Annotated in this window: 27 protein-coding genes; 12 read left to right on the forward strand and 15 right to left on the reverse strand. The window is 62.0% G+C overall.

Translation table 11 applies throughout. The features are described from left to right. Nucleotides 1-148: 148 nt before the first annotated feature. From metK to ruvX, 8 genes are all read left to right on the forward strand, one after another. A complete protein-coding gene (metK, locus tag JKV55_RS12850) occupies nt 149-1,306 on the forward strand; it encodes a methionine adenosyltransferase (protein WP_202086046.1) in 1,158 nt (385 codons plus the stop codon). A 342-nt stretch (nt 1,307-1,648) separates the two neighbouring features. Then, the gene (locus JKV55_RS12855; RefSeq protein WP_202086047.1) at nt 1,649-2,161 is read left to right on the forward strand and encodes a SprT family zinc-dependent metalloprotease; all 513 of its coding nucleotides are present in this window, start codon (nt 1,649-1,651) and stop codon (nt 2,159-2,161) included. Further along, the gene (locus JKV55_RS12860; protein WP_202086049.1) at nt 2,158-2,628 is read left to right on the forward strand and encodes a peroxiredoxin; all 471 of its coding nucleotides are present in this window, start codon (nt 2,158-2,160) and stop codon (nt 2,626-2,628) included. Before JKV55_RS12855 ends, JKV55_RS12860 begins: the two co-directional genes overlap by 4 nt. 115 nt (nt 2,629-2,743) lie before the next feature. Further along, complete coding sequence (locus JKV55_RS12865) at nt 2,744-3,448, forward strand: endonuclease (protein ID WP_202086060.1); 705 nt, start codon at nt 2,744-2,746, stop codon at nt 3,446-3,448. Beyond that, a complete protein-coding gene (gene rsmE, locus JKV55_RS12870; RefSeq protein ID WP_202086062.1) occupies nt 3,426-4,157 on the forward strand; it encodes a 16S rRNA (uracil(1498)-N(3))-methyltransferase in 732 nt (243 codons plus the stop codon). The genes JKV55_RS12865 and rsmE overlap by 23 nt, the downstream gene beginning before the upstream one ends. Then, nucleotides 4,154-5,101 (forward strand): glutathione synthase, encoded by a 948-nt coding sequence (gene gshB, locus JKV55_RS12875; RefSeq protein WP_202086064.1) that lies wholly within the window; start codon nt 4,154-4,156, stop codon nt 5,099-5,101. Before rsmE ends, gshB begins: the two co-directional genes overlap by 4 nt. Before the next feature lie 63 nt (nt 5,102-5,164). Beyond that, nucleotides 5,165-5,719 carry a YqgE/AlgH family protein gene (locus JKV55_RS12880; RefSeq protein WP_202086066.1) on the forward strand — a complete coding sequence of 185 codons (555 nt, stop codon included), beginning with the start codon at nt 5,165-5,167 and terminating at the stop codon, nt 5,717-5,719. After that, nucleotides 5,716-6,132 (forward strand): Holliday junction resolvase RuvX, encoded by a 417-nt coding sequence (gene ruvX / locus JKV55_RS12885; protein WP_202086068.1) that lies wholly within the window; start codon nt 5,716-5,718, stop codon nt 6,130-6,132. Before JKV55_RS12880 ends, ruvX begins: the two co-directional genes overlap by 4 nt. Before the next feature lie 183 nt (nt 6,133-6,315). Here ruvX and ltrA read toward each other — a convergent pair whose 3' ends face one another. The 10 genes from ltrA to JKV55_RS12935 all read right to left on the reverse strand — a co-directional run bounded on the left by ltrA (nt 6,316) and on the right by JKV55_RS12935 (nt 17,058). Then, the gene (gene ltrA, locus JKV55_RS12890) at nt 6,316-7,359 is read right to left on the reverse strand and encodes a group II intron reverse transcriptase/maturase (protein ID WP_202086901.1); all 1,044 of its coding nucleotides are present in this window, start codon (nt 7,357-7,359) and stop codon (nt 6,316-6,318) included. A gap of 12 nt (nt 7,360-7,371) precedes the next feature. Further along, nucleotides 7,372-7,611, reverse strand: a complete 240-nt coding sequence (locus JKV55_RS12895) for a hypothetical protein (RefSeq protein ID WP_202086070.1) — start codon at nt 7,609-7,611, stop codon at nt 7,372-7,374. A 505-nt stretch (nt 7,612-8,116) separates the two neighbouring features. Next, nucleotides 8,117-8,320 carry a cold-shock protein gene (locus tag JKV55_RS12900; RefSeq protein WP_094038042.1) on the reverse strand — a complete coding sequence of 68 codons (204 nt, stop codon included), beginning with the start codon at nt 8,318-8,320 and terminating at the stop codon, nt 8,117-8,119. 261 nt (nt 8,321-8,581) lie between these two features. Then, nucleotides 8,582-11,809, reverse strand: coding sequence for a carbamoyl-phosphate synthase large subunit (gene carB, locus JKV55_RS12905; protein WP_202086072.1), 3,228 nt, complete (start codon nt 11,807-11,809; stop codon nt 8,582-8,584). Nucleotides 11,810-11,828: 19 nt separating this feature from the next. Further along, the gene (gene carA, locus JKV55_RS12910; protein ID WP_202086074.1) at nt 11,829-12,965 is read right to left on the reverse strand and encodes a glutamine-hydrolyzing carbamoyl-phosphate synthase small subunit; all 1,137 of its coding nucleotides are present in this window, start codon (nt 12,963-12,965) and stop codon (nt 11,829-11,831) included. 416 nt (nt 12,966-13,381) lie between these two features. Next, the gene (dapB, locus tag JKV55_RS12915; RefSeq protein ID WP_202086076.1) at nt 13,382-14,194 is read right to left on the reverse strand and encodes a 4-hydroxy-tetrahydrodipicolinate reductase; all 813 of its coding nucleotides are present in this window, start codon (nt 14,192-14,194) and stop codon (nt 13,382-13,384) included. Between the two features lie 129 nt (nt 14,195-14,323). Then, nucleotides 14,324-14,935 (reverse strand): BamJ family beta-barrel-assembly machinery protein, encoded by a 612-nt coding sequence (bamJ, locus tag JKV55_RS12920; protein WP_202086078.1) that lies wholly within the window; start codon nt 14,933-14,935, stop codon nt 14,324-14,326. A gap of 51 nt (nt 14,936-14,986) precedes the next feature. Beyond that, nucleotides 14,987-15,907, reverse strand: coding sequence for an ROK family protein (locus JKV55_RS12925; RefSeq protein ID WP_202086080.1), 921 nt, complete (start codon nt 15,905-15,907; stop codon nt 14,987-14,989). Nucleotides 15,908-15,915: 8 nt separating this feature from the next. Further along, the gene (locus JKV55_RS12930) at nt 15,916-16,707 is read right to left on the reverse strand and encodes a M48 family metallopeptidase (protein ID WP_369409649.1); all 792 of its coding nucleotides are present in this window, start codon (nt 16,705-16,707) and stop codon (nt 15,916-15,918) included. Between the two features lie 90 nt (nt 16,708-16,797). Further along, nucleotides 16,798-17,058 (reverse strand): helix-turn-helix domain-containing protein, encoded by a 261-nt coding sequence (locus JKV55_RS12935; RefSeq protein WP_202086082.1) that lies wholly within the window; start codon nt 17,056-17,058, stop codon nt 16,798-16,800. Nucleotides 17,059-17,453: 395 nt separating this feature from the next. On the opposite strand from JKV55_RS12935, the gene JKV55_RS12940 reads away from it, so the two are divergent. The 3 genes from JKV55_RS12940 to purU all read left to right on the forward strand — a co-directional run bounded on the left by JKV55_RS12940 (nt 17,454) and on the right by purU (nt 19,846). Beyond that, complete coding sequence (locus tag JKV55_RS12940; RefSeq protein WP_202086084.1) at nt 17,454-18,407, forward strand: OmpA family protein; 954 nt, start codon at nt 17,454-17,456, stop codon at nt 18,405-18,407. A 107-nt stretch (nt 18,408-18,514) separates the two neighbouring features. Beyond that, nucleotides 18,515-18,973: a YchJ family protein gene (locus tag JKV55_RS12945; RefSeq protein WP_237332842.1), complete on the forward strand. Its 459-nt coding sequence runs from the start codon at nt 18,515-18,517 to the stop codon at nt 18,971-18,973. 36 nt (nt 18,974-19,009) lie between these two features. Then, nucleotides 19,010-19,846, forward strand: a complete 837-nt coding sequence (purU, locus tag JKV55_RS12950) for a formyltetrahydrofolate deformylase (RefSeq protein ID WP_202086090.1) — start codon at nt 19,010-19,012, stop codon at nt 19,844-19,846. A gap of 223 nt (nt 19,847-20,069) precedes the next feature. On the opposite strand, the gene JKV55_RS12955 is transcribed toward purU, so the two are convergent. After that, nucleotides 20,070-20,360, reverse strand: coding sequence for a DUF1244 domain-containing protein (locus JKV55_RS12955; protein WP_202086092.1), 291 nt, complete (start codon nt 20,358-20,360; stop codon nt 20,070-20,072). Between the two features lie 68 nt (nt 20,361-20,428). Here JKV55_RS12955 and yfbR point away from each other — a divergent pair, with 68 nt between their 5' ends. Continuing rightward, the gene (gene yfbR, locus JKV55_RS12960; RefSeq protein WP_202086094.1) at nt 20,429-21,022 is read left to right on the forward strand and encodes a 5'-deoxynucleotidase; all 594 of its coding nucleotides are present in this window, start codon (nt 20,429-20,431) and stop codon (nt 21,020-21,022) included. On the opposite strand, the gene JKV55_RS12965 is transcribed toward yfbR, so the two are convergent. The 4 genes from JKV55_RS12965 to JKV55_RS12980 are packed head-to-tail and all read right to left on the reverse strand — an operon-like array spanning nt 21,019 to nt 23,732. Beyond that, a complete protein-coding gene (locus JKV55_RS12965) occupies nt 21,019-21,540 on the reverse strand; it encodes a DUF3833 domain-containing protein (protein WP_202086096.1) in 522 nt (173 codons plus the stop codon). The genes yfbR and JKV55_RS12965 overlap by 4 nt on opposite strands. Before the next feature lies 1 nt (nt 21,541). Next, a complete protein-coding gene (locus JKV55_RS12970; protein WP_094038029.1) occupies nt 21,542-22,024 on the reverse strand; it encodes a chalcone isomerase family protein in 483 nt (160 codons plus the stop codon). A gap of 2 nt (nt 22,025-22,026) precedes the next feature. After that, on the reverse strand, nt 22,027-22,509 hold the full coding sequence (locus JKV55_RS12975) for a DUF2878 domain-containing protein (RefSeq protein ID WP_202086098.1): 483 nt from the start codon (nt 22,507-22,509) through the stop codon (nt 22,027-22,029). Further along, a complete protein-coding gene (locus JKV55_RS12980) occupies nt 22,479-23,732 on the reverse strand; it encodes an SAM-dependent methyltransferase (RefSeq protein WP_202086100.1) in 1,254 nt (417 codons plus the stop codon). The genes JKV55_RS12975 and JKV55_RS12980 overlap by 31 nt, the downstream gene beginning before the upstream one ends. Nucleotides 23,733-23,738 lie beyond the last annotated feature (6 nt).

The following is a 23,738-nucleotide window of genomic DNA, read 5'->3' on the forward strand; positions in this document are numbered from 1 at the left end:
GGGGCGGCCCCTTTTCACTGGGATGGCGAGACTTTTTGCTGGCAATCGGCAGGGCGCCTCACTAGAATGGCCATCCAGATGTTAATACCGCTATGTTGGCGGTACTATAACAGCAGCAGATTAATTCAAGTTTAGGAACCGAAGCATAATGGCCAGACTGTTCACCTCCGAGTCCGTATCCGAAGGTCATCCGGACAAAATTGCCGACCAGATCTCCGATGCGGTGCTCGACGCCATCATCAAGCAGGATCCCAAGGCACGGGTCGCCTGTGAAACCTACGTCAAGACCGGCATGGTGATCGTGGGTGGCGAGATCTCCACCAGCGCCTGGGTCGACATCGAAGAGCTGGCCCGCCGCACCGTGCGCGACATCGGCTACACCAGCTCCGACATGGGCTTCGACGGTGACAGCTGCGCCGTGCTCAACGCCATCGGCAAACAGTCCCCGGATATCGCCATGGGCGTGGATCGGGAAGGGGACGACCCTTACGCCCAGGGCGCCGGTGACCAGGGCCTGATGTTCGGCTACGCCTCCAACGAAACCGAAGTGCTGATGCCTGCCCCCATTACCTACGCCCACCGCCTGGTCAAGCGCCAGGCCCATGTGCGCAAGGCCAAGGAGCTGCCCTGGCTGCGCCCGGACGCCAAGTCCCAGGTGACCTTCGTCTATGAAGACGGCAAGCCGGTGGCCATCGACGCCGTGGTGCTGTCCACCCAGCACGGCCCCGACATCGACCAGGCTACCCTGCGCGAAGCGGTGATGGAGCTTATCATCAAACCGGTGCTGCCCGCCGAGTGGCTGACCAGCAAGACCAAGTACTTCATCAACCCTACCGGCCAGTTCATCATCGGCGGCCCCATGGGCGACTGCGGCCTGACCGGGCGCAAGATCATCGTCGACACCTACGGCGGCATGGCCCGCCACGGCGGTGGTGCCTTCTCCGGCAAGGATCCGTCCAAGGTGGACCGCTCCGCCGCCTACGCCGCCCGCTATGTGGCCAAGAACATCGTCGCCGCCGGCCTGGCCGATCGCTGCGAGATCCAGGTGTCCTACGCCATCGGCGTGGCCGAGCCCACCTCCATCAGCGTGGAAACCTTCGGCACCGGCAAGGTCTCCGAGGAGTTGATCGATGCCCTGGTGCGCGAGCACTTCGATCTCCGTCCCTACGGCCTGATCCAGATGCTGGACCTGAACCGGCCCATCTACCAGGCCACCGCCGCCTACGGCCACTTCGGTCGGGAGGAGTTCCCCTGGGAAGCCACCGACAAGGCCGAGCTGCTGCGCGACGCCGCCGGCCTCAAGTAACCACCCGAGGGGAAGCGCAGGCTTCCTCTCCGACTGCTGACAAAGCTTCGGGCTTATTCAGAAGGCAACACCCATGCCAAAACAGGCGGTCAAAGGGAGCGGCTCCGCCGACCGTCACCTGCCAGGGATGGCAGGTGCGAGCCTACATGGACGTACTTGCGGCGTGTCGGCGGAGTTGGCCCTTTGGCCGACTTATCCCTGTGAAGCAGACAACGTTGTCATCAAGCGGAGGGGAAGCGCAGGCTTCCCCTTTGCTTATCCTTATGAGCAGCCGTCTGTCAGTTTTGAGCCAAGTGGCCCAAGGGACACTTATCGGCTAACATCTTGCGTGTTTCCATCGCCATGAGCCAACCCAGTGACGCCCTGTGCCAGCAGGTGAGGGACAAGGTGAGCCAATGCCTGGCCCTGGCCGGGCAACGGCTGGGGCGGGACTTTCCCCCACCCCGGGTACGCTTCGATCAGCGCGGCCGCATCGCCGGCTCCGCCTGGCTGGAGCGCGGGGAGCTGCGCTTCAACCCGGTGCTGCTGGCCGACAACGCCGCCGATTTCCTCACCGAAATCGTGCCCCATGAAGTGGCCCACCTGGTGGTGTTCCACCGCTTCGGCAAGGTCCGGCCCCATGGCGCCGAGTGGCAGGCCGTGATGCGCGAGGTCTTCGGGCTCGAGCCGCGGACCCGCCACCGCTTGAATACCGCCAAGGTGGCTCCTACCTTTAGCTACGACTGCGGCTGTCGCCTGCACCAGCTGAGCCTGCGCCGCCATAACAGTATCCTCCGCGGCAAGCAGCGTTACCTGTGCATGCACTGTGGCCAATTGCTCAAACCCCATACCCCCACCAGAAGGAAAACCCCATGATCCAGATTGGCGACCACCTGCCCGAGCAGGAATTCACCTTTATCACCGAGGCCGGCAAACACAGCGCCACCGGCGCCGAGCTGTTCGGCGGCAAGAAGGTGGTGATCTTCGCCGTGCCCGGCGCCTTCACTCCCACCTGCTCCCAGGCCCACCTGCCCGGCTTCGTGGTGCTGGCCGACCAGTTCAAGGACAAGGGCGTAGAGCTGTACTGCCTGTCGGTCAACGACGCCTTCGTGATGCGCGCCTGGCAGCAGGCCCAGAATGCCGATGCCATCACCATGCTGGCCGACGGCGCCGGCCACTTCACCCGAGCCCTGGGGCTCGACAAGGACACCGGCGACTTCGGCGGCCTGCGCGCCCAGCGCTTCGCCCTGGTGGCCGAGAACGGCGTGGTCACCGCCCTGCAGGTGGAAGCCCCGGGCAAGTTCGAGGTTTCTTCCGCCGAGGCCATGCTGGCATTGGTGTGAACCACGGCGGGGCCGGGTACCCTTCCCGGCCCCCAATCACCATGGCGCCCTTTCCCCCGCCCCGCCCCGAATGGTAAGCTTGCCCCGCTGTTACATAACCAAACAATAACGAGTCGTGCGCTATTTTATTCTGTTACTGGGCTTAAGCTCCTGGCTGGCTTATGCCGATGCTTTGTCTTTCAGCCAGGCCAAACGGGTGGCCACCCGGCTCTATGAACAGCATCCGGTTTCCTTTTACTGCGGTTGCGACATCAAGCGGGAAGGCAAGAAACTGGTGCCGGATCTGGACGGCTGTGGCTATCAGATACGTAAGCAGCAGGTGCGGGCCAGCCGCATCGAGTGGGAGCACATAGTGCCGGCCTGGGAGTTCGGTCACCAGCGCCAGTGCTGGCAGCAGGGTGGGCGCAAGAACTGCACCCGCAGCGACGCCCTGTTCAACCGCATGGAAGGCGACCTGCACAACCTGGTGCCGGCCGTGGGCGAAGTAAATGGCGATCGCTCCAACTATCGCTTCTCCGAATGGAATGGTCGGCCCGATCAATACGGCCAGTGCCAGATGCTGGTCGATTTCAAGGGCCGCCGGGCCCAGCCACCGGCGGAAAGCCGGGGCGCCATCGCCCGCACTTATCTGTATATGCAGCAAGAGTACCGGCTCGCTATCGCCAAGCAGCAGCTGCGGCTGTTCGAAGCCTGGAACCGCCAGTACCCGGCCAGCGACTGGGAATGCGAGCGGGATCACCGCATCAGCGAGGTACAGGGCAACCGCAACCCCTTTGTGAAGGAGCAGTGCGAACACTATGCGTATACCCCGAATCCATGAGCCCGGCCCGCTCGGGCCCGGGCAGGAAATCCCCCTGTCGGAGGACGGCGCCAACCACGTCGGGCGGGTGCTGCGCATGCAGCCCGGCCAACCCCTGGTGCTGTTCAACGGTGAGGGCGGCCAGTACGACGCCGAGATAGTCCGGGCAGACAAGAAGTCGGTCCTGGTTCGCGTCGGTCCCTTCAGCGCCGTCGAGACCGAGTCGCCCCTGCATTTCCATCTGGGCCAGGTCATCAGCCGGGGAGACAAGATGGACTTTACCATCCAGAAGTCGGTGGAGCTGGGGGTCAATGTGATCACGCCGCTGTTTTCCAGCCGTTGCGGGGTCAAGCTCAGCGGTGAACGGCTGGACAAGAAAGTCCAGCAATGGCAGAAAATTGCCATCGCCGCCTGCGAACAATGCGGCCGCAACCGCATTCCCGACATCCGCCCGGCGGTCAACCTTGAACAATGGCTGGCGGAAGACAGCCATGAACTCAAACTGAATCTGCACCCCAGGGCGCAATTCAGCGTCAACCGCTTGCCGTTACCCAACCACGGCGTTAGGCTGCTGGTGGGGCCCGAGGGCGGCCTGTCCGACGACGAAATCGCCCTCGCCCGCGCTCAGGGCTTTGTGGATATCCTGCTCGGCCCGCGGGTACTGCGCACCGAAACCGCCGCCCTGACCGCCATCACCGCCCTGCAATGCCGCTTTGGAGATCTTGCATGACCATCAAATTGGGAATAGTGATGGACCCAATCCAGTCCATCAACATCAAGAAAGACAGCAGTTTCGCCATGCTGCTGGAAGCCCAGCGCCGCGGCTATGAACTCTGGTATATGGAAATGAGCGATCTCAGCCTGTTGCAAGGGGAGGCCTTCGGCAGCATGGCGCCCTTGTCGGTCAAGGAGGATACCGCCGCCTGGTTTACCCTGGGAGGTGCCGAGCATCGCCCCCTGAGCTCGCTGGACGTGATCCTGATGCGCAAGGATCCCCCGTTCGACACCGAATATATCTACGCCACCTACCTGCTGGAGCGGGCCGAGGAAGAAGGCACCCTGATCGTCAACAAGCCCCAGAGCCTGCGTGACGCCAACGAAAAACTTTACACCGCCTGGTTCTCCGAGTTCACCCCAACCACCCTGGTGACCCGCAAGGCCAGCGATATCCGCGCCTTCCACGGCGAGCACAAGGACATCATCCTCAAGCCGCTGGACGGCATGGGCGGGGCCTCCATCTTCCGGGTGAAGGAAGATGACCCCAATCTCGGCGTTATCATCGAAACCCTGACCGAGCATGGCCACCGCTATTGCATGGTGCAAAGCTACCAGCCGGCCATCAAGGACGGTGACAAACGGGTGCTGGTGGTGGACGGCGAGCCGGTGCCCTATTGCCTGGCCCGTATTCCCCAGGGCGGTGAAACCCGCGGCAACCTGGCCGCCGGCGGCCGGGGCGAGGCCAGGCCCCTGAGCGACAGTGACAGACACATCGCCGAGGCGCTGGGCCCGGTACTCAAGGCCAAGGGCCTGATCTTCGTGGGGCTCGACATCATCGGTGATAAACTGACCGAGGTGAATGTCACCAGCCCCACCTGTATACGGGAAATCGAAGCGGCCTTTCCGGTGAATATTACCGGCATGCTGATGGATGCCATCGAAAAACGGCTATCCTGACATAAGACCCCTGAACCACCACGGCCGGATCAGTCCGGCCGTCCATATCAATACCGAGAAGCCATGGATTCACTGCAACATCATTTCCTGATCGCCATGCCCAGCCTGAAGGATCCCTTCTTTGCCGGCTCAGTCACCTATGTCTGTGAACACAACGACGAAGGAGCCATGGGGCTGGTGATCAATATCCCCATCGACATGAAAGTGCATGAGCTGCTGCACCAGCTGGAGCTGGAGCCGGAAGACAGCCCGACGCTCGACCGGCCGGTGCTGCAGGGCGGGCCGGTGGCGGCGGATCGGGGCTTCGTACTGCACAGCCCGGTCGAGGGCTTCAGCTCCAGCCAGCAACTGGCGGACGACCTGATGATCACCACCTCCCGCGATGTATTGGAGGTGCTGGGCACCGAGCAGCAGCCGGAACACTACCTGGTGGCCCTGGGCTATGCCGGCTGGACCCCGGGCCAGCTGGAGCAGGAGCTGGTGGAGAACAGCTGGCTGACCATTCCCGCCGACACCGCCCTCATCTTCGACACTCCCCTGGCCCAGCGCTGGCACCAGGCCATAGGACGCCTGGGGGTAGACTCGCGCCAGCTGTCCTCCCAGGTGGGCCACGCATGAGCCGGACCCTGCTCGGCTTCGACTACGGCCTGAAGAGCATCGGCGTGGCCGTGGGCCAGGAGCTCACCGCCACCGCCCGCCCCCTGCTGGCGCTGAAAGCCAACGACGGCGTGCCCGACTGGCACCAGCTGGAAAAGCTGCTCAAGGAGTGGCAGCCGGCGCTGCTGGTGGTAGGGTTGCCCCTCAACATGGACGGTACCGAGCAGGACATCAGCCGGCGGGCACGCAAGTTCGCCAACCGGCTGCACGGCCGCTTCGGACTGGCCGTCGAGCTGCAGGACGAGCGCCTCACCACCACCGATGCCCGCGCCCGGCTGTTCGAGGCCGGCGGCTACAAAGCCCTGGGCAAGGACGCGGTGGACGCGGTCTCGGCCCAGCTGATCCTCGAATCCTGGATGGAAAGCCGGCGGTAAGCTGGCAGCTGGCAGCTGGCATCATGGATGTGCTGTGATCCAGTCTGTCCAGGACCGTTCGCACCAGTAACCGCCTCTCTGTCCCGGTTAGGGGTATCGGGATAGGGGGGAACCGATAGGTTCCGCTCCTCCCACACCACCCGGCATGCGGGTCCGCACCGGGCGGTTCGAGAAGTTGAGGTCTCACGAGAGGCGCGGTACACCCAATCGGTCGAAGTAGGCTACGGTCAGCACATTGTGAATGGCGGAGCGACTTTTATGCCACCAGCGTCGGCTCAGCGCCGCCACCGATTGCGCAACCCAGGCACTCGCGCCAAGGCGCACCAGTTCCCGGTAGCTCGTCTTGCCCCGATGCCACTGCCGGAGATGGAGCATTCGCAGGCGGCGACGTATCCACTCATCCAGTGAGTGCCAGATGCGCGGCGTTTGTGCCAGCCTGAAGTACCCTTTCCAGCCGAGCAGGTAGCTGCGGAGTTTCTCCACCACCTGTGCCAGGCTGCGACCACCAGCCCCCCGGGGCAGCTGCCTGATCCTGAGCTTGAACGCCTGTAATGACTTCGTTGATACCGCGCGTCGCACGTCTCCCTCCCTCGTTTGCCACAGGGCATAACCGAGGAACTTGCGACCGAACACGCTGGTGATTGCGCTTTTGGCTTCGTTGATCATCAAACGCAGTTTCGCGTAACAACGGCGGAGCAGACGCATCACCCGCTCTCCCGATTTGTGGCTGCGAACGTAAACGTTGCAGTCATCGGCATAGCGCGCGAAGCTGTGCCCCCGGCGTTCCAGCTCTTTGTCCACCTCGTCCAACAGGACGTTGGCCAGCAACGGCGACAGCGGCCCGCCTTGCGGCGTGACCTCGTGCCGCTCCATGACCACGCCACCGTCCATGATGCCCGCGTTCAGGTACGCACGAACCAACCGGATGACGCCGGGGTCGTTCACCCGCTTCCTCAGCCGGTCGAGCAGGATATCGTGGTTGACCCGGTCGAAGAACTTCGACAGGTCGACATCCACCACAATGTGGCGGCCCTGGCTCACGTAGCGTTGCGCCGCCAATACCGCGTCATGAGCCCGGCGGCCCGGACGGAAGCCGTAGCTGTGCTCGCTGAAGGTGGGGTCAATCAGAGGTTGCAGCACTTGCAGCAGTGCCTGTTGGATCAGACGGTCGGTGACGGTGGGGATACCCAGTTCCCGTTCACTGCCGTCCGGTTTCGGGATGCCTATCCGACGAACGGGCTATGGCCGATAGACGCCCTCCAGCAGCTGCTGTTTGAGCTCCGGCCACGCCCAGCGCAGGTGTTCCGCGGTCTGGGCAATGTCCAGCCCGTCAACACCCGCCGCTCCCTTGTTGGCCTTCACGCGCGTCCATGCCCGTTGCATATTCTCTCGTGCGAACACCTGCGCCAGCAGGCTTCGCCCTGCGTCCTCCGGCTCTCGTCGCGGGAGTGCTGTTTCATCGCTGATCGCGTCCGGCAAGGCTTCCCCTTCCCGTGTTGCGACCCGCCCCGCTGACGCGGGCATCTGATGCCGTACAGTATTCATCGACAAGGCGGTTGACGCTCCTTCGCGTTCGGCCCTTCGCCCCGTAACGGTGGCTACTATGGCCTCTGCTGACTTCTCGCTCCGTGTCGCCACGTCGCCCTTTCAGGCATGAGACGAGATCTCCCCGGGTAAGAACACACTCCTTCACCGCACAACCGCCGGATTTACACCACCTCGCCTTGGCCACAAGAGCTTCGCGGCTTCTGGCCCGCTCGCCCTGCTTGGCAGTGCCTCGTATCCGATTCTTGTTCATCGGCTCACGGTTTATGATCCACGCTTCCTCCCCACGGTCGGTCACCCTTCCGCAGTTGCGCTTCACTTCGCTCGCTGTGGCCAGCTCGCGGGAGGACTTGCACCTCCAGGAGTGCACCCGTGCCGGACGCACCAAAAAAAAACCCGCCGAAGCGGGTTTTTTACAGGACGCTGTGACCCTGAGGGATCAGAGTACCTGAATTTGTGAAGCTTGCGGACCCTTGGCACCCTGGGACGGGGTGTAGGATACCTGCTGACCTTCGGCCAGGGTTTTAAAACCGCTGCCGACGATCTCGGAGAAGTGGGCAAACAAATCCTTGCTGCCGTCAGCCGGAGTGATGAAACCAAAACCTTTTGCTTCGTTGAACCATTTTACGGTGCCGTTAGCCATTTTATCTTACCTTTATTCAGTGATGAGCCATGCTCGGAAACGCAACAAAAATCAAATAAGGGAAGCTTGGTGACTGAAGAACCGCATAGGAACCAACAATATACAAAGGCCGCGCTGACTTGAGAATCTTGCTGGGGTGCACTCTACGGGAGTCGCGGGGTGGCGTCAAACACTATCGTCAATATATCTGAGTAAATTTTAAACAGCAGCAAAGAGGCGCCCGCGGGCGCCTCTTTGTTTCAAATGACGGGAACAACCGGCTTATTTGCCGTTGGCGACCCGCTCATGCATTTCCTGCACCGAAATCACCGAGGCGGTGGCGTCGTGGGCCATGGCCATGACGGTAGCGAAAGCCCCGTTCAGGGTGGTGGTGTAGGACACCTTCTGGCTCAGGGCACCCCGGCGCAGCTGACGGGAATCCTCGATGGCCTGACGGCCCTCGGCGGTGTTCACGATGTAGCTGTACTCGTTGTTCTTGATCCGATCCAGAATATGCGGACGACCTTCGTGCACCTTGTTCACCAGCCGCGGGTTGATATTGGCCTCGCCCAACACCACGGCGGTGCCGTGGGTGGCGTCCAGCTGGTAGCCGGCCTCCACCAGGCTGGCGGCCAGATCGACCACCCGCTGCTTGTCGCTGTGACGCACCGACAGCAGGGCGCGGCCTTCCTTCGGCACCGCCTTGCCGGCGCCCAGGTGGGCCTTGCCGAAGGCCTCGGCGAAGGTCTCGCCCACGCCCATCACCTCGCCGGTGGAGCGCATTTCCGGCCCCAGCAGCGGATCCACGCCCGGGAACTTGTTGAACGGCAGCACCACTTCCTTGACCGAGTAGTAAGGCGGGATGATTTCTTTGGTCACGCCCTGCTCGGCCAGGGACTTGCCGGCCATCACCCGGGCCGCCACCTTGGCCAGGGGCACGCCGGTGGCCTTGGACACGAAGGGCACGGTACGGGCGGCGCGCGGGTTCACCTCGATCAGGTAGATGTCGTTGCCCTTGACCGCGAATTGTACGTTCATCAGGCCGACCACGCCCAGCTCCAGGGCCAGCTTGCGCACCTGTTCGCGCATCTCGTCCTGGATGGCCTTGCTCAGGGTGTAGGGCGGCAGGGAGCAGCCGGAGTCACCGGAGTGCACGCCGGCCTGCTCGATGTGCTCCATGATGCCGCCGATGACCACGTCCTTGCCGTCGCAGATGGCGTCGATGTCCACTTCGGTGGCGTCGTCCAGGAAGCGATCCAGCAGCACCGGCGACTCGTTGGAGACGCTCACCGCCTCGTTGAAGTAGCGGCGCAGATCCTGTTCGTCATAGACGATTTCCATGGCGCGACCACCCAGTACGTAGGAGGGGCGCACCACCAGCGGATAGCCGATGCGTTCGGCAATGGCGACCGCTTGTTCCATGGCGGTCACGGTACCGTTTTCCGGTTGCTTGAGGCCGAGACGCTCCACCGCCTGCTGGAACCGCTCGCGGTCCTCGGCCCGGTCGATGGCGTCCGGGCTGGTGCCGATCACCGGCACGCCGGCCGCTTCCAGGGCCCGGGCCAGTTTCAGCGGGGTCTGGCCGCCGTACTGGACGATAACGCCCTTGGGCTGCTCGACCCGCACGATTTCCAGCACGTCTTCCAGGGTTACCGGCTCGAAGTACAGGCGGTCGGAAGTATCGTAGTCGGTAGACACGGTTTCCGGGTTGCAGTTGACCATGATGGTCTCGAAACCGTCCTCACGCAGGGCGAGCGAGGCATGCACACAGCAATAGTCGAATTCGATGCCTTGGCCGATACGGTTGGGGCCACCACCCAGGACGATGATCTTGTCCTTGTCGGTGGGGTTGGCCTCGCACTCCTCGTCGTAGCTGGAGTACATATAGGCGGTGTTGGTGGCAAACTCGGCGGCGCAGGTATCCACCCGTTTGTATACCGGGAAGATCTCGTGGCGGTGGCGCAGTTTGCGCACCTCGCCTTCGGCCACGCCCAGCAGCTTGCCGAGGCGCGCATCGGCAAAACCCTTGCGCTTGAGCGCACGCAGGAATTCCGGGGTCAGCCCAGCCATGCCCGCGTCTTTTACCTGCTCTTCCAGTTTGACCAGCTCTTCGATCTGCACCAGGAACCAGCGGTCGACGTTGGTGAGCTTGAACACGCCGTCCACGCTCATGCCGGCGCGGAAGGCATCGGCGATATACCAAATCCGCTCGGCACCGGGCTCCTGCAGCTCGTGGCGGATACGCGCCAGGCTCTCGGGATCGTTCAGGTCGACGATGGGGTCGAAACCGTGCATGCCGGTCTCCAAGCCACGCAGGGCCTTTTGTACCGACTCCTGGAAGTTGCGGCCGATGGCCATCACCTCGCCCACCGACTTCATCTGGGTGGTCAGGCGGTCGTTGGCGCCGGCAAATTTTTCGAAGTTGAAGCGCGGTACCTTGGTGACCACGTAGTCGATGGCCGGCTCGAACGAGGCCGGGGTCAGGCCGCCGGTGATGTCGTTCTGCAGCTCGTCCAGGGTGTAACCGATGGCCAGCTTGGCCGCCACCTTGGCGATGGGGAAGCCGGTCGCCTTGGAGGCCAGGGCGGAAGAACGGGACACCCGCGGGTTCATCTCGATGATCACCATGCGACCGGTCTTGGGATCGATGCCGAACTGGACGTTGGAGCCACCGGTTTCCACCCCGATTTCGCGCAGCACCGCCATGGAGGCGTTGCGCATCAGCTGATATTCCTTGTCGGTCAGGGTCTGGGCCGGCGCAACGGTAATGGAGTCACCGGTGTGCACGCCCATGGCGTCGAAGTTCTCGATGGCGCAGACGATGATGCAGTTGTCGTTGCGATCCCGCACCACTTCCATCTCGTACTCTTTCCAGCCGATCAGGGACTCGTCGATCAGCAGTTCGCTGGTGGGCGACAGGTCCAGGCCGCGGGTACAGATTTCCTCGAACTCTTCCCGGTTGTAGGCGATGCCGCCGCCGGTGCCGCCCATGGTGAAGCTGGGGCGGATGATGCAGGGGAAACCCACCTGGTCCAGCACCCCGTAGGCTTCGTCCATGTTGTGGGCGATGCCGGCACGGGGACACTCCAGGCCGATGCTCTTCATCGCCTGGTCGAAGCGATAGCGGTCTTCCGCCTTGTCGATGGCGTCGGCGGTGGCGCCGATCATCTCCACCCCGAACTCGGCCAGCACGCCGTGCTTTTCCAGCTCCAGGGCACAGTTGAGGGCGGTCTGGCCGCCCATGGTGGGCAGCACCGCATCGGGGCGTTCTTTTTCGATGATGCGACGCACCACTTCCCAGTGGATGGGCTCAATATAGGTGGCGTCGGCCATCTCCGGATCGGTCATGATGGTGGCCGGATTGGAGTTGACCAGGATGACGCGGAAGCCTTCTTCCCGCAGGGCCTTGCAGGCCTGGGCGCCGGAGTAGTCGAATTCACAGGCCTGACCGATCACTATGGGGCCAGCGCCCAGGATCAGAATGCTCTGTATGTCTGTACGTTTTGGCATGACTCTTCCCTACTCCTAATTACGCGCGGTACTGCTTAATCAAATCGATAAAATGGTCGAACAGGTCGGCGGCTTCATGCGGCCCCGGGCTCGCTTCGGGGTGACCCTGGAAGCTGAACGCCGGCTTGTCGGTACGGTGAATCCCCTGCAGGGAGCCGTCGAACAGCGATTTGTGGGTCACCCGCACATGGGCCGGCAGGGTGGCTTCGTCCACCGCAAAGCCGTGGTTCTGGCTGGTGATCATCACCACGCCCTTGTCCAGATCCTTGACCGGGTGGTTGGCACCGTGGTGGCCGAACTTCATCTTCACGGTCTTGGCACCGCTGGCCAGGCCGAGCAACTGGTGGCCCAGGCAGATGCCGAACACCGGAATGTCGGTCTCGAGAAAGCGCTTGATGGCGCTGATGGCGTAATCGCAGGGCTCGGGGTCGCCGGGGCCGTTGGACAGGAAGATGCCGTCCGGTTTCATGGCCAGCACCTCGGCGGCCGGGGTCTGGGCCGGCACCACGGTCAGGCGGCAGCCGCGATCGACCAGCATGCGCAGGATATTGCGCTTGACGCCGTAATCGTAGGCCACCACATGGTAGGGCAACTCGCTCTCGGCCGGCTGGCGGTGACCCTCACCCAGTACCCAGCTGCCCTCATTCCAGGGATAGGGCTCGCGGGTGGTCACTTCCTTGGCCAGATCCATGCCTTTCAGGCCGGGGAAGGCGCGGGCTTCGGCCAGGGCCTTGGCTTCATCCAGATCCTTGCCGGCCAGGATACAACCGGCCTGGGCGCCCTTCTCGCGCAGGATGCGGGTCAGCTTGCGGGTATCGATATCGGCAATACCCACTATGTTATGGGCTTTGAGGTAGTCGGACAGGGAACGCTGGTTGCGGAAGTTGGAGGCGATGATGGGGAGATCGCGGATGATCAGGCCCTGGGCATGGACTTGATCGGACTCTTCGTCTTCAGCATTAGTGCCGGTATTGCCTATATGAGGATAAGTAAGCGTAACGATCTGGCGGGAATAGGACGGGTCGGTAAGGATTTCCTGGTATCCCGTCATCGACGTATTGAATACCACTTCACCTACGGAACAACCGTCGGCACCGATGGCTGTACCGCGGAAGACCGAACCGTCTTCCAATACGAGCAGCGCTGAGTGAGTCAAGACAACCTCCAAGTTAATTCTTATAAATCAACAATTTACCTGGCTGTCCCGAGCTGCAGACAAAAAAATTTTACTGCATCTCGGCTAATACTGGGCAAATTCTGCGTATTTTATATAAAAGCGGCGTTTTCGACAAATTTTTTTGACAATGCAATGCCCGGCCGCTCAAGAATGGCGCAAAGTTGAATATAAAACCAAAAGAGAAGGATAAAAATTCACACAACAAGCAGCGATAAGGCAAAATATGGCACTGCTTCGATTTATTCAGCCACACCCGAATGAATCACAAAATTGTTAAATTATACCTTATATAACAAAATGTTATAAACCTTCATGTGAAAACAATCTTGTCGATAAAGGTTCCCGCAGCCCGCTCGGAATGTCTCCGTGCGGGCTGCGGGGCTGCATAAAGCAGATTATTTCAGATTCAGCACATCCTGCATATCGTACAGGCCCGGCGGTTGCTGGAAAATCCAGGCAGCGGCCCGTACGGCACCATTGGCAAAAGTCAGGCGGTTGGACGCCTTGTGGGTGATCTCCACCCGTTCGCCGATATCCACGAACATGGCGGTATGCTCACCCACAATGTCGCCGGCCCGCACTGTGGCAAAGCCGATGGTGCTGCGATCCCGCTCGCCGGTGATGCCTTCGCGACCATAAACGGCGCATGCTTTAAGGTCACGGCCCAGGGTCTCGGCAATCACCTCACCCATGCTGAGCGCCGTCCCTGAGGGTGCATCCACCTTGAAGCGGTGATGCGCTTCGACGATTTCGATATCGGTATAATCCCCCATCACCCGGGCCGCCTGCTCCAGCAGCTTGAACACCAGGTTGACCCCGACACTGTAGTTGGACGCCATCACCATGGCGGTGTCGGCGGCGGCGGCGTGGATCTCGGCTTTTTGCGCCTCGTCGAAACCGGTGGTACCGATCACCAGCCGCTTGCCGTGGGTCCTGGCCAGGGCCATGTTGGCCAGGGTGGCTTCCGGGCGGGTGAAATCGATGATGACGTCAACCTGGTCGATCACCGCTGCCAGATCGGCGGTCACCGCCACCCCGAGCCGTCCCACATTGGCCAGCTCGCCCGCATCCACGCCCAGTACACTGGAACCGGCATGCTCGATGGCGGCGGTCAGGATAACGCCCTCGGTATGGGTGACGGACTCCACCAGTACCTTGCCCATGCGTCCATTACAGCCGGAGACGGCGATGCGAACCGGATTTGTCATGCTGCTCTTTCCTTATTTGTACGATTACCAAGAATAGACCCGAAGTGTGCCAGATAAGCGCAAGCTTGCAAATTTCCGCAACGCAAACAATGGGCATAAAAAAACCGGCGGCTGCCGGTTTTTTCAGATTCAGGCGATGTCGAGCAGTTCGACTTCGAACACCAGGGTGGAGCAGGGCGGGATGGAGCCGGCGCCTTGCTCGCCATAGGCCAGGTGATGGGGCACATAGAGCTTCCACTTGGAGCCGACCGGCATCAGTTGCAGGGCTTCCACCCAGCCCTTGATCACGCCGTTGACCGGGAACTGGGCCGGCTCGCCGCGCAATACCGAGCTGTCGAACACGGAACCATCGATAAAGGTGCCGTGGTAGTGCACGCGGACGGTATCGGTAGCGGCAGGCTTGGCGCCGTCTCCCTGGGCCAGTACTTCATATTGCAGGCCGGACTCGGTTTGCTCCACTTCGGCACGCTCACCGTTGGCGGCAAAGAAGGCCGCTTCTTCTTCCTTGGCCTGGTTGGATTGGGCCGCCTGCTGCTCTTGCATGCGCTGGGTGATGATCTGGAAGGCGCCATTGATCTCCTCGCGGGAAACGGCGAAGTCAACCCCATTGAGGGCGTCGGCCAGGCCCTGTTGCACGGCGGACACCTCCAGCCCTTCGAATGATTGCTGGGCCAGTTGGTCACCGATTTGACGGCCGATACCGTAGCTGGCCTGCTGTTCTACTGTCTCATATGACGACATGACATTCCCTCTGTGTGGGTACAAAAACGTCATGCTAACAAAATAAGCCGGTCAGCTAAATGGCAAGGACGCGTGCCTGGCCAATAATGCAGCACCGCGCACCCCGCCGCTGCCGCCGAACAATGGTGCCACCACCGGAGCCGGCCTGACACCGCTCATCAACCAGGCCGGTAAACGGCTGTCCAGCTCCTGGTAAAGCCAGGCGTATTCACTCAGGCCACCGCCGAGTACCACGACGTCCGGATCGAGCTGGGTCAGCAGGGCACCCAGGCCGGCGGCGAGAATATCCAGGTAAAGGGCAACACAACGCCGGGCCGCCGTCTCCCCCTGCCGCCAGGCTTCAATGACCGCTTTGCCGGGCAGCGCCCGCCCACTGCAGTGGGCATAGAGCCGGCTCAGGCCGGTACCGGAAACATAGGTTTCAAGACAGCCCTGCAAGCCGCAACCGCAGGCGAACAAGGGCAACTCGGGGTAGCCTTTGAGCAGACCGGCCGGAATGCCGCCGTGGCCGAACTCGGCGCTGCCGCCGCGACGACTGTTGACCAGTCGCCCCTGATGGATAAGGCCTCCCCCCACCCCGGTGCCCAGGGTCAGCCCCAGGGCCAGCACGGCGCCGGCCACCGCCCCCTGGTGATACTCGGACAGCAGAAAGCAGTTGGCGTCGTTGTCCGCATGAACCGAGCGCCCGAGCATATGCTGCAGATCCCCGACCAGCTCGCACCCGTGGATCAGCGGCACATTGGGTGCCAGCAGGCGCCCTGCCCCGTCGAGAATGCCGGGAAACCCGACACCGACGCTGCCCACGCCCTGCCAGCGGCGATCCGCCGCCAGCACCAAGGAGCTCAGCCACTGAAGAAACGCCGGATAATCCTGCCGAGGGGTGGCATGGAGGGAACGTTCCCGCTCATTCAGCGCCTCGTCGAAAACGGCGAAAGCGATTTTGCTTCCGCCGATATCAAAGCCGTAGTACATACTGGACCCTAGCGACGACAGGCAGGGGACTTGCCCTGGGCTCTGGCCTGCTGGTACAGGGCCAGGGCATTGGGCATGGCCGCGTTCAACTCCTGCGTCCGGGTGCCGTGGGAAGGGTGGGTAGAGAGCAACTCCGGCGGTTGCTGGCCGCTGGATGCGGCCGACATATTGCGCCAGAGCGATATGGACTCTTCCGGATTAAAGCCGGCCCGGGCCATCAGTTCCAGGCCCAATCGATCGGCTTCGCTTTCCTGCTCCCGGCCATAGGGCAGCAGGTAGCCCACCTGTACCCCCAACCCCAGGGCCGCCATGGCTGGCTGGCGCAGGCCGGACTGGCCCAGGGCCATGTCGGCGGCACTCAGCCCGAGGTTGCTGAGCTGAGTGCGAGATACTCGTTCGTTGCTGTGCCTGGCCAGGACATGGGCAATTTCGTGGCCGACCACGGCCGCGACCTGGTCCTGATTCTTGGCTACCTTGAGCAGGCCGTTGTAGACTCCGATCTTGCCGCCGGGCAAGGCAAAGGCATTGATCTGGGGTGAGTCGAACACCACCACTTCCCATTGGCGCTGCCCGAAACCGGCAGGGATCTCGGCCACCAGCCGGTCACTGATGCACTGGACATAGGCGGTATCCGCCCTGCTGCTGCTAATTTTTTCCTGCTCCTTGATCTGGTTAAAGGAAGCTTCTCCGAGTTGTTGCATTTCAGCTTCGGAAAACAGCAGTACCTGGCTGCGCCCGGTGGGCGACTGGGCACAACCGAGCAAGAGTCCGCAGAAGGTGAGTATAAAGATTGAACGCACAGTAATAACCTCATCAACAGACAATGATCTATGCCTGTTCTTTTAGCATAAAGCAGGTTGATAAGGCAGCCTGCTTGTATACCTGGTTATTCAAACGTCCTGTTCGGGGCTGACCTGACCTGCACTCTCCAGCGTCTTGTCCGAGAGCAGCCACAGGGTGAACTTGTGCAGCTCCGGGTGCTGAGCCAGGGCCACCAGAAAGGCACCGCCCACTTCCCGATAGCCCAGTTCGTAATTTTTCAGGGTAGTGGGTGGCACCTGGAGCAGCTCAGCAAACTTGGGACGGCTGAGCCCCATCGCTTCGCGGATTTGCCGGATTTTTTTTCCGACCAGACTGGTGTCAGGGTTCATAGCCTTGCTACTCCTATCGAAAGATTCCGATAACAACTGTGGTAACTTTTATATTAGTTTAACATCAGTGGAGAGACTCGTTATGAACTGCCCCATTTTTGACCAAAAAAACTTAAAAAAGGCCCAGCGCAGATTCAAATAAACCCCTCCCCCAGCCGTTAGCAGCCAGTGGAAGCTGCGACAAATTTAGCCCATCATTTCCCTCGCGCCCTTGTTAGCCCAACGGAAAACCGTTAATCTGGCGCCGTGCGGGTACGCTGTTGGGATATTGGAGTCCGCATGGACAATCCCAGAAAAACAAAAACATTAAAGGATTTCTCGCACTGCACCAGCCTAAGTGCCGGTGGTACTTTTATTTCGGCACCGCCGAGTTCTCATAAAATGAGGAAGACAAAATGAAAAAGACAGTGGCTCCTTCTCTGATCGCAATCGCCCTGGCAACGGCCGGAATTTCCGCTGGCGTACAAGCCAATGACTGGTACCTGGGTGCCGGTGCCGGCTACGCCCACTACGAAGACATCGATCGTCTTGCAACAGATGCAGACAAAGATGCCGAAGCCGTCACCATGTTCGGTGGTTACAACTTCAACCAGTACTTTGGCGCCGAGCTGGGTGTCAACTACTTCGGCGGTGATGCCGACACCAAGGCGTTGAACCTGTCCGCTATCGGTCGTCTGCCGCTGAGCCAAAATTTGTCCGTATTCGGTGAACTCGGTGCCCTGGGTTGGGATACCAATGCCGGAGCCGGTGACGAAGGCATTTCTCCGCTGGCCGGCCTGGGTCTGAGCTATCGCGTCTCCGATCTGGTCGACGTGCAAGCCCGTTACCGCCGTATCGAAGACATGGGCGACAGCGTTAAAAACGGTTTCGAAACCGACGTCAACAACGTGATGCTGGAACTGGTACTGCACCCGAACCGTGGCACTCCCGCCCCGGCCCCGGTCGCCCCCGTGGCTCCCCAGCCCCAGCCTGAAGTCACCTACGAAACCCGTACCGTGACCGCCGACGGCTCCATCTACTTCGCCTTCGACAAGTCGGATCTGTCCGCCGAATCCCGTGCTACCCTGGACGAAGTGGCCCGTTTTGCCCAGCAAAACCCCGACTACCAGGTTGAACTGGCCGGTTACGCCGACCGTCTGGGTACCGCCGAGTACAACCGCCGCCTGTCCGAGCGTCGTGCCATGGCCGCCAAGGACTACCTGGTTCAGCGTGGTGTCGCCGCCCAGAACATCCAGACTGCCTGGTACGGCAGCGAGCTGGCCGAAGGCGTGACCGAAGACGAGCGTCAGCGCGACCGCCGTGTGGATGCCAAGGCCCAGGCCACCATCCAGGTAGAAATCATCGAATAACATCGTTCTTTAACGGTGTCCAAGACGGCTCTGCGGAGCCGTTTTTTCTTTTTCGCATTCCAACGACCGTGGCATACTGAAACTCTTTGACTTGCGGGTCCACTGCCATGCCTTGCTACTGCGATAACCCACAGCCTTTCAGCCTCTGCTGCGAGCCCTTGCTGCAAGGCGCTCCGGCATCGACCCCGCTGACCCTGATGCGCTCCCGCTACAGCGCCTACCGGCTGGGCCTGGGCGACTATCTGGTACGGAGCTGGCACCCGGATACCCTGGGCTGCCTGACCGCCGATGAACTGGCCACTACCGGGCTGGACACCGACTGGCTGGGGCTCACCATCGTCTTTGCCCGCGGCACCCCGGACGACGAGGAAGGCGAGGTGGAGTTCAAGGTACGCTACCGGGAAAACGGGCGGGTGGTGCTGCTGCACGAGCGCTCCCGTTTCCTGCGCCATCAGGAGCACTGGGTCTATCACTCGGGTCAGTTCAATCCGCCCAAGATAGGGGCCAATCAGCCCTGCCCCTGCGGTGGCGACAAAAAATACAAGCAGTGCTGTGCCCGGCGCTGATCCGACCGACTTTTTAACCTGAATAGAAACATCATAATGGAACGAAAAATACTGCTGACCCATTGTCCCGATGCCAAGGGGCTGATCTCCAAGATCACCAATATCTGTTATAAGCACCAGCTCAATATCATCCGCAACGATGAATTCGTAGACTACGACAACGGCCATTTCTTTATGCGCACCGAGCTGGAAGGGATCTTCAACGATCACACCCTTCACGCCGACCTGGACGACGCCCTGCCCCAGGGCAGCCAGCGCCGGCTGGTGCCGGCCGGCAACAAACGGGTGGTGATACTGGTGACCAAGGAAGCCCACTGCCTGGGTGATATCCTGATGAAGAACTACGCCGGTGCCATGAACATCGATATCGCCGCCGTGGTGGGCAACTACGACACCCTGGCCAGCCTGACCGAAAAATTCGATATTCCCTATCACACCGTCTCCCATGACGGGCTGAACCGGGCCGAGCACGAGCAGCGGCTGGCGGACATCATCGACCGCTACCAGCCGGACTATGTGGTGCTGGCCAAATACATGCGCATCCTGAGCCCCGAGTTCGTGGCCCGCTACCGCCAGCGCCTCATCAATATCCACCACTCCTTCCTGCCCGCCTTCGTCGGCGCCAGCCCCTACCGCCAGGCCTATGAGCGCGGCGTGAAGATGATCGGCGCCACCGCCCACTTCGTCACCGACGACCTGGACGAGGGCCCCATCATCGAGCAGGACGTCACCCACGTGAACCACACCTTCTCCGCCCAGGACATGGCCAAGGCCGGCCGGGACGTGGAAAAGTCGGTGCTGAGCCGGGCGCTCAACCTGGTGCTGGAAGAAAAGGTCTTCGTCTACGGCAACAAGACGGTGGTGTTCAAGTAACGGGCCCTTGGGGGAGCTGGAAGCTTGAAGCTGTAAGTGGTGGCGGCTGAAGGTTCTCAGCCGCGCTGATTAATGAGGCGTTGTTTGCAGAATGGGTTCCGAGTCCGTCATGCTGAACTTGATTCTGTAGCGGAATAACGAAGTATTAAATCTGCAGGTACAACGCCATACCTGCAGACAAAACCGGGCTGCTTACAGGCTTAAAGCTGACCGCTTACGGCTGTTATTTGTGGCTCTTCTCAAAGGCCGCCTTCTGCTCGGGCGTGGCCTCCTGCTGGTATTTCGCCTTCCACTCCTCGTAGGGCATACCGTACACCCGTTCCCGGGCCTGGTCGTAGTCCATCTCCAGACCGCGCTCCTCGGCGGCGGCCAGGTACCACTTGCTCAGGCAGTTGCGACAAAAACCGGCCAAGTTCATCAGCTCGATGTTCTGCACGTCCTTGCGCTTGTCCAGGTGCGCCAGCAGGGCACGGAAGGCGGCGGCTTCCAGCTCGGTTTGGGTTTGCTTGTCCATTCTCTTCTCCATTGGGGTCGGTTAGTGCCATTATAACGACATCGCCCCGCAACGACACAGGCAAGCCCATGAACCGCAGCCACTTCTTCGCCCATATGGCGCGCATGAAACTGATCCAGCGCTGGCCGCTGATGCGTAACGTCGAGCCGGAAAACGTGGCCGAACACAGCCTGCAGGTGGCCATGGTGGCCCACGCCCTGGCGGTGATCCGCAACACCCTGTTCGGCGGCACCCTGGATCCGGCCCAAGCCGCCATGCGCGCCCTCTTCCACGACGCCAGCGAGGTGCTGACCGGCGACCTGCCCACCCCGGTGAAGTATTTCAACGAGGACATCGCCCGGGCCTACAAGGACATCGAAAAAAACGCCGAGGCCACCCTGCTGAAGATGCTGCCCGCCGAGCTGCAGGGCGCCTATGCCCCCCTGCTCAGCAGCCCGCCGGATGACGACTACGGCCAGTTGGTCAAGGCGGCGGACATCCTCTGCGCCCTGCTCAAGTGCGAGGAGGAGCTGACCGCCGGCAACCGGGAATTCGCCCCGGCCAGGAAGCGGCTTAACGCCATGCTGGAGCAGCGCATGAACCAGGAGATCCGCTATTTTCTCGAGGTCTTCGTGCCCAGCTTTTCCCTGTCCCTCGACGAGATCTCGGCGCCCGAGTTCTAACTAGCCCGGCGCTCTATCCAGAGGGTGACCTCGCCGACCCTGAAGCCCCACTTGCTCATCTCGGCCCTGTTGATCAGCCGGTCTTCATCGAGCAGGTACATCCAGTCGTTGAAGTCCAGGTGCCAGACCCTGCCGTCCACCGGCACCGCCAGGGTATAACGCCAGTTGAGGGCATAGCCCCGGGTCTGGCCGGCGGCGGGCCTGATCACGTCGGCGGCGGTGCCGCTGTAGCGGCCGTCCGGCCCTTTTTCCAGGTACCAGACCCGGCGCTGGGTTTCACCGTCATCGTAGAAGAAGTCCTCCTCCAGCACCCCCCGGTTGCCCTCCCAACGGCCGACCATGTCCACCTTGAAGCGGCGCAACACCCTGCCCGTCCTGTCCTGCACCATGCCATAGGCGACCAGCTCGCCCTCGAAGAAGCGGTCCAGCGCCAGGGCCGGGCTACTGGCCTCGTAGTCGTTGATATCAGTGCTGCACGACATCAGCAGCAGGCTCACCGCCAGTATCAGTGGCTTCATCTCAGCTCCCCTTGAGTTTCCGGGTCAGGGCCGGATCCCGGCTGTCCGGCGACAGCCAGATGGCCAGAAAGGCGGGGGCGAAGTCCGGATCCGCTATCTCGCCCAGCAGCCGCCAGTTGAAATAGAAGCGGCTGACCCCGTCCGCCTCCACCCGCAATACCAGTTCGTCCTGCCTGCGCACCGAGGGCCAGAGCCGGCCCAGCTGTTGCGGCCATTCCGGCTTCCAGTCCACTCCCAGCCGGCGCCACTCCTCGACGGTGGCGTTCAACAAGTCTTCCTGCCTGATGTCCCGCTGGTAGCGCAGGGCCAGGGCCTGGGGAAAATCGCCGGGCCGGTAACGGCCATCGTCGCTGTAAAAGCGGGCCTGGTAGAGATCCCAGAACAACCAGCGCATCTTGCCTTCCCCCACCAGGGTCAGATCCGCCACCGGGCTGGCCCAGACGGGGGCCGCCAGCAACATCAGTATCGACAACCACTTTTTCATCTTCAGTCACTCCTTAAACGCCGGTCCAGGCGCACCAGCAGCGGCAGCAGGGCCGCCCACACCAGCGCCAGCACCAGGGCGCTGACCCAGAAACCGAGCGGCAGTTGCACCGCCCCCAGCCGCCAGCCGGCGAGATAGGAAGAGGCCCCGGCCAGGGCGCCCGTCAGCGCCAGCAGCCAGGGGGCAAAGCCACGCAGCCAGACCAGGCTGTGGCCCAGGGTCAGCACGAAGCCGGCCCACAACAACGCCAGCCACCAGGGCGGATGGTCGAAGGCGAACACCCCGGCCCAGGCCAGGCCGCCATCGACGGCCAGCCCCAACAGCGCCAGCGAGAGCACCCGGCTGTCGGCCCGGCGGCTGGGCGTGAACACGAAATGCACCAGCAACAACAGGACGACCGGCGCCAGCCAGCGGTTCTGTCCGGCCACCGCCAACAGCCAGAAGCCCTCGAAGGCTAGCAGCTGGATCCACTGCCATCTGGACATGTCCGCGCTCCCGCTTTGGCCGCCTCGAAATGCACCAGGCCGATGCTGCCCTCGCGAAATCCGCCCTCGCAATAGGCGAAATAGAAGGCCCAGAGCCGCTGGAAGTCCTGGCCATAGCCCAGCGCCTTGAGCCGCGTCTCCGCCTGGCGGAAGCGCTCGGCCCAGATATTCAGGGTCTCGGCATAGTGCAGGCCGTAGTCGTGCAGCCGGATCAGGGTCATCCCGGTCTGCTCCTTCAGGTGCCGGCACATCTCGCTCACCGAAGGCAGGCAACCGCCGGGAAAGATGTAGCGCTGGATAAAGTCCACGCTCTTGCGGTACTGATCGTAGCGCTGGTCGGTGATGGTGATGGCCTGGATCAGCAGGCGGCCATCGGGCTTGAGCAGCCGGTCCAGGGTACGGAAATAGCCCGGCAGGTACTGGTGCCCCACCGCCTCTATCATCTCCACCGACACCAGCTTGTCGTAGCGGCCTTGCAGATCCCGGTAGTCCTCGAGCAGCAGGGTCACCCGGTCAGCCAGGCCCTCCCGCGCCACCCGCATCCGGGCATGTTCGAGCTGGGCCCGGGACAGGGTGGTGGTGGTCACCCGGCAGCCGTAGTGCCTGGCGGCGAAGCAGGCCAGCCCGCCCCAGCCGGTGCCGATCTCCAGCAGGTGATCGGATTCCTTCAGTTCCAGCCGCTCGCAGATCAGCCTGAGCTTGTGCTCCTGGGCCTGCTCCAGGCTGGCGCCGGGCGCGGGAAACACCGCCGAGGAATACTGCATCAGGGGATCCAGGAACAGCTGGTACATGTCGTTGCCCAGATCGTAGTGGGCGGCGATATTGGCCCGGCTGCCGCTCCTGGAATTGCGGTTGCGGCTGTGCCGCAGCCGCTGCCAGGGCGCGGTAAGCCAGCCCAGGCGCCGCTCCAGCCGGTCGAGCACCTGGAGGTTGCGGGCGAACAGGCGCACCAAGGCGGTCGGATCCGGGCTGTGCCAGCCACCCTCCACCCAGGATTCCGCCGCCCCTATGCTGCCGCCCGTCATCAGCCGGCGGTAAAAACGGGGATCGAATACCCGGATGCAGGCCTGCAACGCCGCATGGCGATCACCAAACTCGAAGCTGTCCTCACCATCCAGCACGGTCAGTCCGCCCCCTTCCAGGCCGGACAGCAGGGAAAACGCCAGCCGGCGGGCCCAGCGTTCCAGCCGACGGGGTTCCGATATGCTCAGGGTCGTTTCCATAAGGCT

The sequence above is a fragment of the Zobellella iuensis genome, assembly GCF_016746085.1.
GTDB lineage: Bacteria > Pseudomonadota > Gammaproteobacteria > Enterobacterales > Aeromonadaceae > Oceanimonas > Oceanimonas iuensis.